Genomic DNA, 15940 nt, shown 5'->3' with positions numbered 1-15940 from the left:
GAAAAATCGTTTTAGTTTCGCTAAATAAAGGCGTTACAGGCGCTGAATCTGCACGTTTTTTAGGTTCGCTATTAGTTAGCCTGACTTGGAGTTTGGCGCTAAAACGGGCAGAAATTCCGCCAGAAAAGCGCCACAGAATTTCGCTGTTTATTGACGAACTTCAAGATTATTTGCGCTTGCCAACAGATTTGGCGGATGCGCTGAGTCAGGCTCGTGGGCTTGGACTTTCATTGACTTTGGCGCACCAATATCGGCATCAATTGTCGCAAAATATCAAAATGGCGATTGATGCGAATTGCCGAAATAAAATCTGTTTTGGGCTGGATATGAACGATGCGCAGGAGCTGGCAAAACAAGCGCCTGAACTTGTGGCTGAGGATTTTTATCACTTGCCTCAATATCACATTTATGCCAAGTTGCCTAACAATGGAAATTCTAGTGGCTGGCTTTCTGGCAAAACTTTTCCTAAACCGCCTGCAACCAGAAATTACAGCGATTTGGTTGCGAAATCTGCGCTTAAATATGGCACGCCAACTTCTGAAATTGAGGCTGATTTTTCCAAGCAATTTGGATTTTCCGATTTGCATTCTCTGAAAAATACTAGCGAGAATTTAGACAAAAATTCTGAGAAAATTCCCAAAACCAGACCCCAAAATATTGGTAGACGCAAGAAAAATACTGCAGATTAAAACAAAATTTGTGTTCGTTTCGCTATTCGTTTCACGAGGTTGGACGAACGCTTTTTGTTGGCGGAAAATCGCCGATTTATAAAAATATAGCACACGACTTACTCCGTATTTACCTTATTTCACACGGAGCAAGCTCGCTTAAAATTGAAAGGAAATCGAAATGCAAAAACACGATTTAACAGATAAGGAAAAGCAGATTTTGCAGTTTTTATGCAAGGCAAAATATGCCACAACAAAGCAAATTTCTCGGCTGTTTTTCTTGAACAGCGTGAAAGATTCTACCGCAATTCGCCGAGCAAATCTTGCGACAAAAAAGCTGAATAATTTGGGATTTATCTCGCATTTAGAGCGCCGAATTGGTGGCGTGCGAGCTGGTAGCGGTTCGTATATTTGGACGATAAAAACTGCGGGTTTGCGGGCGCTTAAACAGGCTGGCGAAAATTTGCCAATCTCACGGAAAAATAAATATGAACCAACTTCGCATCATTTAGAACACACGCTGGCAATTACGGAAATTTATGTTCAACTGAGTGAAATCGCCAGAAAAAATCTAAATTTTACGCTTGATTTATTTCTGTTTGAACCAACTTGTTGGCGTGGTTGGCTGGATGCTTTGGGCGGACAAATGCGTTTGAAACCAGATTCATTTGCGGAAATTTCACTGCACGATTATGTTGATAGCTATTTTATTGAGGTGGATAAAAGCACGGAAAGTTTGAACCGAATTGTGAATAAATGCAAGCAATATATTCGTTATTACAACACGGGTTTTGAACAAAAATATAACAATGTTTTTCCACTTGTGCTCTGGATTGCGCCTGACGAAAAACGGAAAATCGCCATCCAAAAACGCATTCAAGATGAGCTGGCTAATTTTTGGGAATTGTTTCAGGTTGTGAGTTTGGATGAATTTGCGGAGTTTGTGGCGGGAGGAATTGATGATGGGAAAACAGATTAAAATTGGAAAAAATATCTATATTATCAAGCGAAAATTTGTCGGAAAAAAGACTCTAAAACAACTCATCAAACGCTTGATTTTACAGGAAAAATAAGACTACACTTTTTGCCCAAAGAGAGTTATACTGTCACTAGGGTTATAGGTGAAATCTAAATTAATCATAATTAGGAGGACGCTTATATGCATAACAGCACTTTAAAAATCAAGGAATATACGGAGGTAGATTTAGAACAATTACAAGATATTACGGTTGTATATTGCCGACTTTCGCAGGATGATGGCAATGCTGGAGACAGTGATTCAATCACAAATCAAAAACAATATCTTGGCGATTTTGCGATAAATGAAAATTTACAAAATCCCATCTATTTTGTGGATGATGGCTACTCTGGCACAAGTTTCAATCGCCCAGCAATCCAAAAAGCGCTCGCTTTAGTGGAAAGCGGAAAGGTTCGTAATTTTTTAGTCAAAGATTTATCAAGGCTAGGACGCGACTATTTAAGAGTTGGACAACTTTTGGAGCTAACCTTCCCAACTCATCAAATTCGTTTTATCGCATTAAATGATAATGTCGATAGCACAAAATCTGATGAAGCTTCTGATAATTTGTTACCTTTGCGCAACCTTTTTAATGAATGGTATGCGAGAGATACAAGCAAGAAAATCAAAGCCGTCAAACATGCAAAAGCAAAAGCTGGCGAAAAAATTTGTGCGTTTCCACCTTATGGCTATTTGAAATCGCCAGATAATCCGAAAAATTGGATTATTGACGAGGAAGCCAGTCAAGTTGTTAAATTGATTTTTCAATTAGCAAAAGAAGGACTTGGCGTTTATAAAATCGCAAAATACTTGCGAACGCAGAAAATCGAAACTCCAATTTGGCATAAAGTGAATCGTGGCATTGCTATTAATCATCAAGCGAAAAATGACGACCCTTATGCTTGGGTGCACACGACTATCGCTAGCATGTTGAGTAAAGAAGAATATTTAGGTCACACAGTTAGTTTGAAAACCTACAAAATATCTTACAAATCTCGCCAGACAAAAACTAAACCTAAAGATGAATGGCTAATTTTCAAAGATGCACATCCTGCGATTATTGACCAAGAAACTTTTGATATTGTTCAGCAAATGCGAAAACATAAACGAGTGCAAAAACATCATTATGATGAAATTGAGCATGCCAATTTATTTGCAGGATTAATTTTTTGTGGCGCTTGTGACAGTAAGGAATATTTTTGTGCCAAGCAAAAAGGCGAAACCAATCTGGATCATTACAAATGTTCACGTTACGCTAATGTTAGGAGAAATTGCGAAAATCCTCATTACATTCGTAAAAATGCGCTAGAAACAATTGTTTTGGAAGATTTGAAAAAATTGTGTCAAGGTTTGCAAAAACATGAATCTGAATTTGTTGATAAATTGAAGGTAAAATTTGAACTAGAAAGTAATCACGAAGTTGCAAAATTGAAACGAAAAATTAGGGCAAGTCAAAAACGGCATGTCGAAATTGATTCAATCATTCAGCGACTTTATGAAGACACTTTGACGCAAAAATTATCTGATGAACGCTTTCGCAAACTCACGACCAATTATGAAATTGAACAGGATAAATTGAAAAATGAGCTTGTGGATATGAAAAAAGAATTGGCTAAACATGATGAACAAAATACTTCGATTCAGCAGTTTATCAAAATCGTCAAAAAATACACTGAGATGACTGAATTAACAACTGAAATTGTGAATTCGCTAATCAGTAAAATTGTCATCCATCGACCTGAGAATATCCCAAGGAGTAAAATTACGATTGTTGAAATTCATTATAATTTTGTGGGAGAACTAGATTTGGATGAACTGCTAGGAAAATAAAAAAGCGAGCGGATTTCCGCTCGCTATGATTAGGATAAGGGACTGCTGTGTGGTGTGTGAGTATTTATCACCATTTGGAATTTCACTCCGTCCAAGTTCTTCCCGAATCTCATCTTGATTAAATGTGCCAGATGAAATCAACTTGTCAATACTACTTGATAGCTCGAACATATCACGTCGCCGCACTCCTAACATTTTAATTGTGTGTCCTGCAATAATCTCGCTTTGCGAGTAAACAATGTGATTGAGGCCATCAATCAATTTAGCTGCAATCGGTTCAATCACAGTCTCAATGAAAATCTCATAGTTTTTCTGATTATCCGCAAAGTCACCATAAATCAGACCATTAGGAATCCCTAGAACATTAGCAACATCATCAATATAGAATTTCTTAGCCTTACCAATCTCATCAACATTGTTACCTTTCCCAGTAGCTTGTTTGTTAGAAATTTCATCATAGTCTTTCTCGTGTTTCTTAGGAATCAGCACCACTGGCGACTTCCTAATCTCGTTGATAACATTTTCGCGCAATTGCTTTTGGCTTTTGCGCTCCTTTTCATCAAGCTTGCTACTCGGCACACTCCAGAGCGCTCGAATCTGACCAGTGCGAATCTGCGCCCCGATAGTCGCACCCATAATGTCGGCATAGTCACACCACAAACTATCAAAGAAATTATCTAACGCTTGATTTTCATTTCTCAAATAAACGACTTCGTTGCTTGTAAATATTCTTGACAAAGATTCATAACGAATAGATACTCCAGAATATTCATCGCCTGTCAAGAACTCATTTTTAACAAACGCATCAGCAATAAACAAGCTATGTTGATAACAAACAATCAGCAACTCACTATCTCGAATCAGATTTGACACAGCTTGTGTCCAAAATTCAGCCGCCGTTTGATTGGGATTTGGACGAGTATTCAACAAATAATAATCTTCGTCAAAAACAGACTTCTGATTCTTATCTTTTTTGATAAAAGTCGCCTTAGCAAAAGTTCGAGCAATATAATTCACACATGTATCAAGTGCAATATTTTTCATTGTCGCCTGTGTCGTAGCATTCGCTAACACAAATTCAACACTAGACTTCTCTTTTCGTCCCAAAATCACATCTAAAATCCCCATAACGCTCCTTTCTCTTTGTTGTATAAATTCAGTATAAACAAAAAAACCGCAAAAAAGCGGACTCTTTTATCACACAACAATATCAAGCGATTTTTGGGTCTAGCTCGCCTGCTCATCAAGTTCTACCATTGGCAAAATCCCCTTTGATTTCAGCAACTCATAAACAAATAACATACCTTGCTGTGTCCATTTCGTATGAGGATGCAACTGCGCCACATCATCTGGTGCAAAGTTTGTCTTGGTATAACCTTTATCAGCATATTTCTGGTAAAGCAACCAAACATTTCCCTGTTTGAAAATAACACCATACCCGACAATTTGTCGGTTATGACATCTTCTTCATCAAGACGGCGGGTCATAGCCTGCGTATCGCTGTATTCAAGAATATCAGCAACATCTTTGCCGACAAACCAAGGCTCGTCATTGAGTGTGATAATGCGGACATCTTGCCCACTGAAATTAAAGTTTTGTAATTCGTTCATTTTGTTTTCCTCCGAAAAAATATTTTTAATCAAATAAAAAGCCTTGTAAAATCTACCTCACAAGGCTTTTTTTGTTATGCTCCCAAAAATTTGTTGATAAAGTATATTTGACCTTTACCTGTAATTTTTGGTGTCTTGCTGATTTGAACGTGACCATCTGGTTTATTTATGATTGTTTCCTTAATCTCAAATAAATCAAGATTCATAGAGTTCTGTGTCGGCATATTCCAGTCACTACCTTTGCGCTTAATCAAATATCCGTTATCACGCAACCAAGTGAAGAAACGATTAGCACCCATATCAATGCCATTAGATTTGATAATTTTCGCCATATCTCCAACTAATATACTCGTTTTAGAAGTTGAAACCGAATCAGCAAATAGCGCTTTAGGTTTGAGTTCCTTATTTTCCGTTTCAAGTTTGATAATCTTCTGAGCTTGTAACTCCATAGCTCGCTTGATAATCATATCAGGACTATTGTAGAACTGTTCAAGCTGATTGAATGCTTCAATATACTTGAGTTTAAACTCAAGCGCATGCTTTCCAGTAAAGCCCATAGCGAGAAGTGAAAATCGGTCACGGTTCATCAGGTACATGCGGAATTTTCTACCTCGACTTTCATAGCTTGTTTCTTTAAACATTTTCACGGCGGAATTTTCCGCCATGAGATTATCAATATTTTCTAGCACATCTTTATGCTGTTTTCCAAAACTCTCAGCAACCTGTTTCGAGTTTGTCACGATTTTATCGTTTTCGATAAATACAATTTTTTCTGTTAATTCGTTCATTTTGTTTTCCTCCGAATAATTCTAGTCTAAATAATTTTAAGATGAAAAAGCGGACTTTTTCGAGTATCTAAAATTTAGAACCAATCATCAACATTATCATAAAAAGCGCCAACATCCACATCCTGTAAATCTCCCGAGTGATACATCGCATACTCAAACGCTTTAAAACCGTCCGTCTTACGCCTTACATCCTCTTTCTTGACATATAGCACATTGCCATCGCCTTTTAGCTTGCGCAACACATTATGTGTGTACCACCGCATCATATCGTTATCGCCAAAAATGACATTTTGACTAGCGAAAGCACTCTCGATTTTAGGCGCAACCAAACTGTCAATCGCAAGGGCATTTCGTAAAATTTCCAAACGATAACCAAACGGCGCATCAAATTTATTTTTATATTGTACCTCAAAATCACATGACTCAAAAGCCTGTTGCACATGCTCAGCTCTATATCTGTCCGCCACGATTGTCTGCAAATCATAACCCAACTCATCACGCGCATAGACAAACCACTCCACAATATACTTAGGACTGATTGTCGGCTCGTCAATCACAGTCAAAAAGCCATCGTCTTCCCACTTTTTGATAGGCGCAAATTGTCGCTTACCATTGACCGTATCCTTTGGCTTACTATACCCATAAATCGCATCCACAAACTCCTTGCGCACAAAACTATGAGATAACCAAATATAATCCTCTCCCGACCTAAACAACAGCCCAACTGCTGCAAAATCTCGAACAGCCGCATAGTCAAACGCTCCAATACACTGCCGACCAACTAAATCTGGAAAATCTCGTTTAGTCGCCACCAACTCCTCATGGCTCGCCACACTCCGCTCAGTATCCGCCACAGGCAAATTCATCCGCTTAGTCATAAACTCCTCACGATTACTCGGATTATCTTGCAACTCCTCATACTGCTCCACCACCTCGTGCCACAAATCTTTAGCATAAGCACTCAAAGGCTGATGAAACATCGGATTAGCCAACTCCCAAGTCGACAAATCATCAACCTGTAACTCATTATCTAACTTACAAATAAACGGAAATAACGCATTATACCGTGTCTTACCAGATAACACCTTGTGCGCCTTATCTTTTATCTCGTCAATAAAACCATCACGCACATAACCATCCGTCCCGATATAAAACTGACGAGGATTTGGGCGCTTACCAAGCCCCGACACATGCACCTTGACATCTCGATTACTCTCGTACCTGTGAATCTCGTCAAATACGACAGCACCATCACGCGCACCATCTTTTGTCGAACCATTAGACGTCACATATCTGATAACACTTTTTGTCTGACGATTGCGAATCCTAGCCCGCTTATTGTCAAACGTTTTTTTAAGAGCAGGATTCCCCTCAATCACATCAAAAATTTCATCAAAACTAACTTTTGCCTGCTCCTCGCTATTTGCCACAATCGAAATATCATACTTAGCAATACCGTGCATAGGTGTCAGAAGATACGAACAAATACCAGAAATCAAGCCATTTTTACCACCACCACGCCCCATCATAATCAAAAACTCACGATAAACATTAGCTTTTGTTTTTGTGGTGTACAAAAACACAAAAGCGATGATAAATTTTTGAAAATTTTCCAACTTAAAAAACCACCTTTCGATATAGCCAGTACATCTTTCAATCTGTTCCATATCAAAAAAAATTTCATTTGATTTTAAACGTGGACAAATTTCACGCTCGATATAATTAACTAATTGCGCACGTTCTTGATTGAATTTTATTTTTTCTGTTTCGTACTCCGAAACGTATTTTTTAACTTCTTTGGGCAGAAATTTAATATAATTCATTTAAATTTATTCCTTTTTCGGCTGATTTTTCCGCACGTTTTTTCTCGAAAAATTCGCCCAATTTCATAAGCGCAGCATTTACTTTCACTTTTTCAGAAACAGCAGGATTTGCTTTTAAAAATTTCTGATTGCCATTTTTCACAGAAATCATCACACCATTTTTTTCTATTGACTTATCTAATTTTTTGTATGTGTCAACAAGACTTAAATAACGTTTCATAATTTCCATTTCACTCGCTGAATTTTTATCAATCAGCTTAGATAATTCCAATTCTAGTTTTGTTTTTGCCATAGGTTCCCCCCTCTCATGTGCGTTTTTAGATTTTTTTGGTTAAATGTGGGCAACTCGGTCTGGAAGAATTCTGACAATTCTTGTTTTTATTTGAGCGGGGGGCTTACCATTCAAACTCCTCGTCATCAAATCGTTTATTTCGTCTTTGATACCTGCCATGTCGCTTGTTGTGGCAGTTTTTGCATAGCGTTCGTAGGTTCTTAATATCTAGTGCATATTGCGGATAGTGTTCAAGTTCTTTGATATGGTCCACTTCAAGTACAGCGTTCTTTTTTGTTGTCACCTTGCCCTCAGCTTTGCACCAGATACACTCATAATTATCACGAGCTAATACTTTAGCTCTGAGTTTAAGCCAAGCTGTTGAGACATAAAAGCTATGCCTCGCACTTCTTGTTGAGACATCTATCAAGTAACACACCCCCTTTGTAGCTTTCAGCAAACCATTTATAGCCAGCGTTTCTAATCTTTCTGACGTTGCTCTCATCATAGTATAACTCAAATGCAAGCTGATTATAGGACTTTTTATTTCTACCACTAAGAAAACGTTTAGTAATAATATAATACGCCGTTTCTTCGTTTCGCTGAACGCATTCAAGAGCACAATCAATCTGGCTGCGCTCTGAATCACATAATTTATCATACTGCTTAAGTAGTCGTGTGATGTCTCTAAATACCACATGACATTCATCGTTACTTAGCGTTACTCTTAAATCCATCGCCACCTCTTTTCGCTTTTGGTGTGAATTGTTTTATTGACAAACTTGTCTGATTTGACTAATCAACTTCCTGCGTTTCAAGTCATTCATCTCAACGTTCATCATGCCAATAAATGTTTTCTTGCTAATTCCTAATTCGTCAGCCATTCTGCTCATACCATATCCGAGATCAGCAATCAAATCTCGAATATCTTGATTTGCTTTGCGCTCGTCGTCTATTGGTAAAATCTTCGTGCCTTTTGTTGTAATAGACAACTTGATGACATGCGAACCATTCCCCTCATCATCTGTTAGATTTACCTCAGATACAAAATCATACCGTTTCAACTTTTTGCGTGCCAAATCAAAACCATGACTATTGATTCCGATAATCTCAGCAATAGCACTCGGCCACCCTGTCAGAGATTTCTTTTCTTGTAGGTATTCTAAAAGTTTAGATTCATTTCTTGATAATTCTGGTTGTCCCATTTCCTACCCCACTCTCTCAACTTTAGCCTTAGCCACAGGCTTAATCGTTTTCTTAAACGCCTGCGCCTCACGCATGCTCGCAAATCTCACCACAAACATCGTTGCTTGCCCCTCGACACTCTGCCAAGTCACAGTCCAATGTATCTCACTTTTCATAATCGCCTCCGCATTCTGTAATAAATACTTGTGCCAAGAAATTCATTTTCTCGCACGTCCAACTTAACATACTCCTCACGTTCCGTTTCGGGATTCTTCCTCGGAAACTCAATCAGTTCCCATTCTGGATTATCAAGCTCTAATTGTCGCTCCAATTCATCTTTCTCAAGCAAGCTCGCAATCTTCGCCCTTGAATACTTCCAATTCTGCGCACGTTCAACAATCGGCTTTTTCAAATTCCGACTAGAAAACCATTTGCGCTTGCCTTTTCGATTCTCTAACTTAAACTCTTTCGTCAGATAAGTTGCAATCACTTCAACACCTGGTACATCATTTTGAGGACGAATCACAACAACCTCGCCTTTTCCCATAAACTTCCGATTCTTGCCTCTGCCTTTTGCCCAAAGATTTTCAATCTCATCGCGACCAAGCAAATTATCCATAATCAAATGAAAATGTAATCGCCCCTCAGTTTTCCCCTCAATCACGCCTAGATATTTCAAACTTGGCAATTCTTTCTTTTTCCTCGCCCGATTTATCCTTTTCAAAAAATTAGAGATTTCTTTTTCGCATGCCTCAAGATTTTCTGGCAGATGTTCATCATCAAAAGTAAATGTCCCGTAATAATCGCCATTATCAAAATTTGCTATCGCAGATAACCGAAACCACTTCTGCGCATTCCGATAATTCAAATTCTTCTGAACTGGTCGACTAGCCACTTCTTTCTTTTTTCTCGGTTTACCACCCCGAACCAAATCAACAGGCAACGATTTCCCCAAAATGCTACACTCACGATATTTATCATCAGCTGAGATAGCGATATTGCGCATATAATACATAAACGTGTTTCCTTTTTCTAGTTTGTCCTCAAAGTTAATACCTATTACAAGCTAGCCAAACGTTGACTTAAAAATCAACGTCCAGCCTTGATATATCGCCGTTTATGTGCTATAATTAAAATACATAAACGAAAGTTTCTACTATAAAATACAGTTTCCCAAGAACTGTATTTTTTTATTTACACTAATCTCCCACGTTCCGCTAATCGTGATAATCGTTTCAAATTTTCTCGGCTTTCATCGTCAAGTTTCGTCACACCATTTTGATTCAACTGTCTCAGAAAATTTGATACACCATATTTGGTCATTGTATACTCGCCTTTTGCGTACTGAATCTTGCTGTTTATGATTCTGATTTGCATATCACATGCTCCTAATTCTTAAAATAAATCAACCAATGTGTCGCAGCCATCTCCCACCTCCTAATAAATCATCACATACTTAACGATGTCACATATCGTTTTGCTTGTCTCATAGCCGAATTTTCCTAATTCACTAAGTGGCATAAAACCAGAATCAAAGCATTGAGCCATAAATGCAGTATCTAGCACATCTGTTGCATCTGGCATTTCTCCATATTCATCTAGGTAATATTTACAATAACCACCTAGTTCTTTCTCGACAGATTCTTCCAAATTTTTGAAATCGTGCAACGATTTCCTTAGATTATCAATGTATGATAACTTATCAATAAACTTATAGTCCTCGGCTGTTCCTTTTGTAAACTTTCTAAAAGAATCCCAAACAATCTCTTTTAAGTTTTCTGGTGGATTTTCACTATCAATTTCATTAACCCAACATAGTTTTATTTTCATTTTTCTTTCTCCAAATAATCTGCTATCGCTCTCCGTTGAAATGTTATGACAAGAGCAGTTTCTTTATGCGTAAACTTATTCGTTCCGCTTTCTCTAATGAACACATCCCCATCTACAACCTCTAAAAGGTCATCGCCATCTTTATCTGTCACGACAAAGCTAGTTATTGCTTTATATTTATTTACACTCTCCCTATTTCATCATCTTTGCCAAGACAAACATTATAACAAAGAATGATGTGATTGCCGTTAATGTCATGTCCACCATTTTTGATAATGGACTTATGCTCTCTATCAATGCGATATAATTTATCGCAAGTGATGATAATATCAAGATAATAAATAGCATAATGAAAGCTATGAACTGCCTCATTACGTACGTAGAAAGTGCGTGTCTAATCTTTTTTATCATTCCACCACCTCATAAGTTGCCTCAAAAATATCTGGCTTACAAGGATAAAGCTCGCCTTGCACGCCTTTAATGATATAGTCGCTTTTTTGGGCGTGCATAGTTCCCTCTAGCGTTTTGATGTCGGCGCTATCGAATTTTGGAACATTATCAAAAGGTTGTGTCTCGTAGCTGCAATGAGTAATAACATCATTTCTTGTTATGGCTTCATCTAGCCAATCGGGTAGACAACGCTCATATCCTACTTGAAACGCCTCAATTACCACTGGTTTTTTTCTGTATTTAGTCATTTTGCATCTCCTTTTTTTCAAGCTTCTCAACTTCAGTCTGTCATTTGAATACCTTTTTCCAGACAGCGATAGGCGTTTTATTTCCGTTTTTATCGACCTCTGGGATAACGATACCTTTAGAGCCTGAAATTGAAAACTCTACAAATTCGATGCGTTTAAGAATGATATTCACAAGTTCAAGCGGATCATCGCCAAACCCGTCAGTTACCAAATCCTGAATCTCAAATTCATCTAAATTTTCTGCATTAGCATCAATCTCTTTGAATATATCTAAATCTTGTAGTGCTTCGACTAAATTGTAATAATCCATTTTATTTTTCTCCGTTTTCTAAAACAGCTCAAGCTGTATATCCTTTTTCGTCAGCCTCCTGTTTCTTTTTTCTGAACAATGCTCAAAACGGCAAATTATCATCACTAAGCTCAGACGGTGGCACACCATTATCCCGACTAAAATCTGGCTGATTCGGCGCTTGTTGCACCTTATTGCCACCCTCACGCGCGGCACGACTTTCCAACATCTGAAAACTATCCGCAATGACTTCAGTCACGTAAACACGACGACCACCACCATCTTCATAATTCCTCGTCTGAATCCGACCAGTAATACCGATTAGCGCCCCTTTTGTCGCCCAATTCGCAAAATTTTCAGCAGCCTGTCGCCACAAAACAATACTGATAAAATCAGCTTGGCGCTCGCCATTACCATTTTTAAAATTACGATTGACCGCAAGCGTGAAAGCAATAACTGCTTGATTCTGCGGTGTGTAGGTCAATTCTGGGTCTTTCGTCAAACGACCAACCAAAACAACATTATTAATCATATCCCAACTCCTCAATCTTCCAATCATAATCACGCTGAATCTTGCAATGTTTCAAGACAGCTTTTGCCTTTTCAAGCGATTTATAGCGATAAGCCTTGTTTTTCTCGTTGGTAAAGCGCCATTGCGCCATATATTTGTCGCAGGCGTACCACTTAATTTTTAACTTAACGCCTGTATAGCTGATAATATAGCTCATGCTCCCAGCTCCTTTTTAGCCAATATCTCGCCAAACTCATAAGTCGTTTCTATCGACTTAAAACTGATTACATCTTCGCCGTCATACATCAAGCAGCCTTTGCCGTAATTGTTGGCAATCAATACTTCGACTTGACAGCCAAGTGACGACACCAAATCATCACGACTTCCGATAAACATCACACCGTCACACTCCTCAATGTGCCGAGCGGAATCACACAACATTTCAATTGGCTTTTTGTCACGGATAATGCCGTTTGCCACATTATCCTTGGCAACCGTTTCTAAAAACGGATTGAAAAAATCAATCTCATTTTTTACCAAAAAAGCCGCACAATCTTCAATCTTATTTTTGATTTCTTTGATTGTACGACCATTCATTGCCGTTGCTAGATATAATTTCATTTTTCTCTCCTCTACAATAATTACAATAATTTAGCAATCGCATAGATAACTGGCACGGTCACGCTATTTCCAGCCTGTTTATAAAGCTGACTGTCACTATTGACCTCACGTGCCTTGTCAAATGCCCAATCTGGAAAACCTTGTAACCGCCAACACTCACGAGGCGTTAGTTTTCTAATTCTGATAAATTCAGGGGAATCGTTGGTATAAATTCCACTGACCTTCAGTAAATTGTTTTCTTGCCAACTGCTAGATGACAATGTAGGTGCTATCTCATGCTCTCCGCCAGAGTTAAAGCCTCTTGGACGTTGTAAGATTTTAGGTCCTTCCCCTTTATTCGTTGTAAGTGTTGGCGCAACTCCGTCAGAATCATAAACATTACCGTTCATACCTTTTCCGCTTGGATTAACATTCCCAACTTTGATAACAACACCAGAATCATGATTGCTTGTTTTATTCTTTGCTAAAAGTGCTGGACGTTTGGCGTGCGCCTCTGGTGTCAAAACTGGTATCGCAACATAGTGACCACGACCACCACCAGCACGTGCCTCAGTTATACCGTCTTTGCTAAATACTTGCGTATTGCGCCGATAACCGTCACGGTGCGCTAATATTTGTATAGTAGCTTTGACTGACGTTCCTCCGATAGGAAATATTTCTCTGAAACGTTCTCCTCTAAGATGTCCGATAATGAACACCCGCTCTCTGTGCTGCGGAACGCCGTAATCTTTGCTGTTAAGTATTTGCCATTCAACATAATACCCCAGTTCATCAAGCGTGCTGAGGATAGTTCTGAACGTGTCCCCTTTGTCGTGATTGAGTAACCCCTTGACGTTTTCAAGGAATAAAAACTGTGGTTTGATTTGCTTGGCGGCTCTTGCAATCTGAAAAAACAAAGTCCCTCTAGTCTCCTCAAATCCTCGTCTGTTTCCTGCGATACTGAAAGATTGGCAAGGAAATCCGCCGCAAATAACGTCAACTGTTCCATGTAATGCTCTCCATTGTTCATCTGTAACTGCTGTAATATCGTGGAACTCATATTCTCCTAGCGTGTCGTGAATCGCCTTATAAGACTTACGAGCAAACTTGTCAATCTCGCAAAATCCAACACATTCATGACCCGCTTGTTCCATGCCTAATCGGAATCCACCGATTCCAGAAAATAAGTCAAGAAATTTCATAAAAGATTTCTCCGATTAGTTTGTAAGCATTCATTTCCGTTGCTAGATACAATTTCATTCAAAACAACCTTTCTTTTCAATCACATCAACGGCAAAATGGTTAAGCAAAGCATTCATTGCTATACGCTTTTCGTCATCGGTTAAGTCAATGTCATCATCATCAACTAGTTCATAAAAATTTCTTTTTAAAGCTAAAGCTATTAGCTTTTTAAATGCTGAATAAGGTGTATCATACTCAGTTAATGCAAAATCTTCAGCTATATTGCCAAACGATTTGTAATCATCATCATTTATGAAAAATAGGTCTGGGCGTTTAATTGTCATTCCCTACCTCTTTCAACTTATTATTTTTGATAAAGTTATCTTTACCCCTCTCGCTCAAAACTCTAACAGTTCTGTCGAAAGGATAATTTTCAACTTTCCAAGTGTTACGATAATCGCTATAACAGTAAATTAAATACGAATCTTTTCCGTTCGTGTAAATCATATCAATCCCCCTAATTCCAGAACAAGAAATTTCATTCGATTTCCTTTTTCAAATATTCCAATGCCTCAGAAATCGTCACGCGCACAGTCGTATCTGGATTTCGCTTGAACAGAATATCTAGCAAGCGGTTGTTTTCAGTCTTTGGCTTATGCCACAATTCACTTTTTGTAAAATCATTTGGATAGACCGCAAGTGGCTTTTTCAGTTCATTCACTTCTTTGGTCAATTCTTCAATCTTCTTATTCGCCGCAATCAATTCACGTTGTTTGTTAGCAAACATCTCTTTTAACGTCTCGAAATTTCTTTCAGACCACTCTGCTTTATCTACTTCAATCATTTGTTATCTCCGTATTTCAACCCACGCCTTGCCTGACAATTTGGGTATTATTTGACTGACAAAAAATTAATGATGTCAGTTTTGCGATAGTAAACTTTTTTCGCCCCTCGTATCTGGGCATTAGACGTTTTAGTCCGTTCTTCTCCCATTCTCCAAGCGTTACTGCCGTTAAAGAAAATTCTTTAAGGACTTCTTTTTGCGTTAGAAAATCTTTTGTTGCAAGATACTCCTTTTCAAGCTCTAGCTTTTTCTCCCACGCTCTATCCATAGATTCAAGCATGGCTCTTTTAAAATCTTTCGATAAAACATCCATAGATTTTCCTTTCTTTTTTGTGGTATAATTAGATTAGTAAAATTTGATAAGTACCTCGTAGATTCCGCCAAGAATTGAGGTGCTTTTTATTTTGTCACGCGCATTTGTGCGTTTTTTGTTACCTAAATTCATCCAAGCTAATATCTAGTGCATCAGCTATTTTTTTCATTGTTGAAAACTTCAAATCATCAAATTTCCCTTTTTTCAAAGCAGAAAACGTTTGTCTGCTAATACCCGTTAATTTTGATAATCTATAAATCGATATTTTCTTTTGAGATAATATCTCTTTTAGCTTAAACCACAACATATAGTTTTTGACCTTTCCTTTTTCAACAATATATAGTAAAGTGCGATGTCAAGCGAAATTGAAAATGTCCCAAAAAAAGTCTAAACATGAGTTACGTTTTGCTAAAGCAAAATTTGCTTTTAGATTCCATTTTTGATATGATTGAGTTATGATTTAGGCTGAATTTTCAGCTT

The 15940-nt window shown here is 38.1% G+C and carries 24 protein-coding genes and 1 pseudogene; 3 read left to right on the top strand and 22 right to left on the bottom strand.

Annotated elements, in window-relative coordinates; all coding sequences use genetic code 11:
- The 3 genes from Hs30E_RS08220 to Hs30E_RS08210 all read left to right on the top strand — a co-directional run.
- On the top strand, positions 1 to 689 hold a 689-nt coding region (locus Hs30E_RS08220), incomplete at its 5' end, for a TraM recognition domain-containing protein (protein WP_172209475.1).
- 160 nt (positions 690 to 849) lie between these two features.
- Positions 850 to 1647: a replication-relaxation family protein gene (locus Hs30E_RS08215; RefSeq protein ID WP_172209474.1), complete on the top strand. Its 798-nt coding sequence runs from the start codon at positions 850 to 852 to the stop codon at positions 1645 to 1647.
- Between the two features lie 180 nt (positions 1648 to 1827).
- Complete coding sequence (locus Hs30E_RS08210; protein ID WP_172209473.1) at positions 1828 to 3516, top strand: recombinase family protein; 1689 nt, start codon at positions 1828 to 1830, stop codon at positions 3514 to 3516.
- On the opposite strand, the gene Hs30E_RS08205 is transcribed toward Hs30E_RS08210, so the two are convergent.
- From Hs30E_RS08205 to Hs30E_RS08105, 22 genes and pseudogenes are all read right to left on the bottom strand, one after another.
- Entirely contained in the window at positions 3505 to 4644 is a 1140-nt protein-coding gene (locus Hs30E_RS08205; RefSeq protein WP_172209472.1) for a phage portal protein, read from the bottom strand. The genes Hs30E_RS08210 and Hs30E_RS08205 overlap by 12 nt on opposite strands.
- Positions 4645 to 4743: 99 nt before the next feature.
- Positions 4744 to 4920, bottom strand: a complete 177-nt coding sequence (locus tag Hs30E_RS11230) for a phage antirepressor KilAC domain-containing protein (RefSeq protein WP_267130240.1) — start codon at positions 4918 to 4920, stop codon at positions 4744 to 4746.
- A pseudogene (locus tag Hs30E_RS11225) lies at positions 4911 to 5126 on the bottom strand (BRO-N domain-containing protein); the annotation flags it as partial. The gene Hs30E_RS11230 and the pseudogene Hs30E_RS11225, both read right to left, overlap by 10 nt.
- A 74-nt stretch (positions 5127 to 5200) precedes the next feature.
- Positions 5201 to 5914: a phage regulatory protein/antirepressor Ant gene (locus tag Hs30E_RS08195; RefSeq protein ID WP_172209471.1), complete on the bottom strand. Its 714-nt coding sequence runs from the start codon at positions 5912 to 5914 to the stop codon at positions 5201 to 5203.
- 74 nt (positions 5915 to 5988) lie between these two features.
- Positions 5989 to 7737 carry a terminase large subunit domain-containing protein gene (locus Hs30E_RS08190; protein ID WP_172209470.1) on the bottom strand — a complete coding sequence of 583 codons (1749 nt, stop codon included), beginning with the start codon at positions 7735 to 7737 and terminating at the stop codon, positions 5989 to 5991.
- On the bottom strand, positions 7724 to 8029 hold the full coding sequence (locus tag Hs30E_RS08185) for a P27 family phage terminase small subunit (RefSeq protein ID WP_172209469.1): 306 nt from the start codon (positions 8027 to 8029) through the stop codon (positions 7724 to 7726). The genes Hs30E_RS08190 and Hs30E_RS08185 overlap by 14 nt, the downstream gene beginning before the upstream one ends.
- Positions 8030 to 8132: 103 nt before the next feature.
- Positions 8133 to 8438: an HNH endonuclease gene (locus Hs30E_RS08180; RefSeq protein WP_172209477.1), complete on the bottom strand. Its 306-nt coding sequence runs from the start codon at positions 8436 to 8438 to the stop codon at positions 8133 to 8135.
- Between the two features lie 340 nt (positions 8439 to 8778).
- A complete protein-coding gene (locus Hs30E_RS08175; protein ID WP_172209468.1) occupies positions 8779 to 9213 on the bottom strand; it encodes a hypothetical protein in 435 nt (144 codons plus the stop codon).
- 3 nt (positions 9214 to 9216) lie between these two features.
- The gene (locus Hs30E_RS08170) at positions 9217 to 9369 is read right to left on the bottom strand and encodes a hypothetical protein (protein WP_172209467.1); all 153 of its coding nucleotides are present in this window, start codon (positions 9367 to 9369) and stop codon (positions 9217 to 9219) included.
- Positions 9366 to 10208 (bottom strand): rolling circle replication-associated protein, encoded by an 843-nt coding sequence (locus Hs30E_RS08165; protein ID WP_172209466.1) that lies wholly within the window; start codon positions 10206 to 10208, stop codon positions 9366 to 9368. The genes Hs30E_RS08170 and Hs30E_RS08165 overlap by 4 nt, the downstream gene beginning before the upstream one ends.
- Before the next feature lie 179 nt (positions 10209 to 10387).
- Positions 10388 to 10570, bottom strand: a complete 183-nt coding sequence (locus Hs30E_RS08160) for a hypothetical protein (RefSeq protein WP_172209465.1) — start codon at positions 10568 to 10570, stop codon at positions 10388 to 10390.
- Positions 10571 to 10630: 60 nt separating this feature from the next.
- On the bottom strand, positions 10631 to 11023 hold the full coding sequence (locus Hs30E_RS08155) for a hypothetical protein (protein ID WP_172209464.1): 393 nt from the start codon (positions 11021 to 11023) through the stop codon (positions 10631 to 10633).
- A 407-nt stretch (positions 11024 to 11430) separates the two neighbouring features.
- Complete coding sequence (locus Hs30E_RS08150; RefSeq protein ID WP_172209463.1) at positions 11431 to 11721, bottom strand: hypothetical protein; 291 nt, start codon at positions 11719 to 11721, stop codon at positions 11431 to 11433.
- A gap of 40 nt (positions 11722 to 11761) precedes the next feature.
- Positions 11762 to 12031 carry a hypothetical protein gene (locus Hs30E_RS08145; protein ID WP_172209462.1) on the bottom strand — a complete coding sequence of 90 codons (270 nt, stop codon included), beginning with the start codon at positions 12029 to 12031 and terminating at the stop codon, positions 11762 to 11764.
- A gap of 82 nt (positions 12032 to 12113) precedes the next feature.
- Entirely contained in the window at positions 12114 to 12542 is a 429-nt protein-coding gene (gene ssb, locus Hs30E_RS08140) for a single-stranded DNA-binding protein (RefSeq protein ID WP_172209461.1), read from the bottom strand.
- Positions 12535 to 12738 carry a hypothetical protein gene (locus Hs30E_RS08135; RefSeq protein WP_172209460.1) on the bottom strand — a complete coding sequence of 68 codons (204 nt, stop codon included), beginning with the start codon at positions 12736 to 12738 and terminating at the stop codon, positions 12535 to 12537. Before Hs30E_RS08135 ends, ssb begins: the two co-directional genes overlap by 8 nt.
- The gene (locus Hs30E_RS08130; RefSeq protein ID WP_172209459.1) at positions 12735 to 13142 is read right to left on the bottom strand and encodes a hypothetical protein; all 408 of its coding nucleotides are present in this window, start codon (positions 13140 to 13142) and stop codon (positions 12735 to 12737) included. Before Hs30E_RS08130 ends, Hs30E_RS08135 begins: the two co-directional genes overlap by 4 nt.
- Before the next feature lie 20 nt (positions 13143 to 13162).
- On the bottom strand, positions 13163 to 14323 hold the full coding sequence (dcm, locus tag Hs30E_RS08125; protein WP_172209458.1) for a DNA (cytosine-5-)-methyltransferase: 1161 nt from the start codon (positions 14321 to 14323) through the stop codon (positions 13163 to 13165).
- 54 nt (positions 14324 to 14377) lie between these two features.
- Positions 14378 to 14647 (bottom strand): hypothetical protein, encoded by a 270-nt coding sequence (locus Hs30E_RS08120; RefSeq protein ID WP_172209457.1) that lies wholly within the window; start codon positions 14645 to 14647, stop codon positions 14378 to 14380.
- A 194-nt stretch (positions 14648 to 14841) separates the two neighbouring features.
- Positions 14842 to 15147, bottom strand: coding sequence for a hypothetical protein (locus Hs30E_RS08115; RefSeq protein WP_172209456.1), 306 nt, complete (start codon positions 15145 to 15147; stop codon positions 14842 to 14844).
- Positions 15148 to 15163: 16 nt separating this feature from the next.
- Positions 15164 to 15460, bottom strand: coding sequence for a hypothetical protein (locus tag Hs30E_RS08110; RefSeq protein ID WP_172209455.1), 297 nt, complete (start codon positions 15458 to 15460; stop codon positions 15164 to 15166).
- 118 nt (positions 15461 to 15578) lie between these two features.
- Complete coding sequence (locus tag Hs30E_RS08105; RefSeq protein WP_228462025.1) at positions 15579 to 15767, bottom strand: helix-turn-helix domain-containing protein; 189 nt, start codon at positions 15765 to 15767, stop codon at positions 15579 to 15581.
- Positions 15768 to 15940 lie beyond the last annotated feature (173 nt).

It is taken from the genome of Pseudolactococcus hodotermopsidis (genome assembly GCF_011170085.1).
Taxonomy (GTDB): Bacteria; Bacillota; Bacilli; order Lactobacillales; family Streptococcaceae; genus Pseudolactococcus; species Pseudolactococcus hodotermopsidis.
This window is presented reverse-complemented; position numbering and strand designations above follow the sequence as displayed.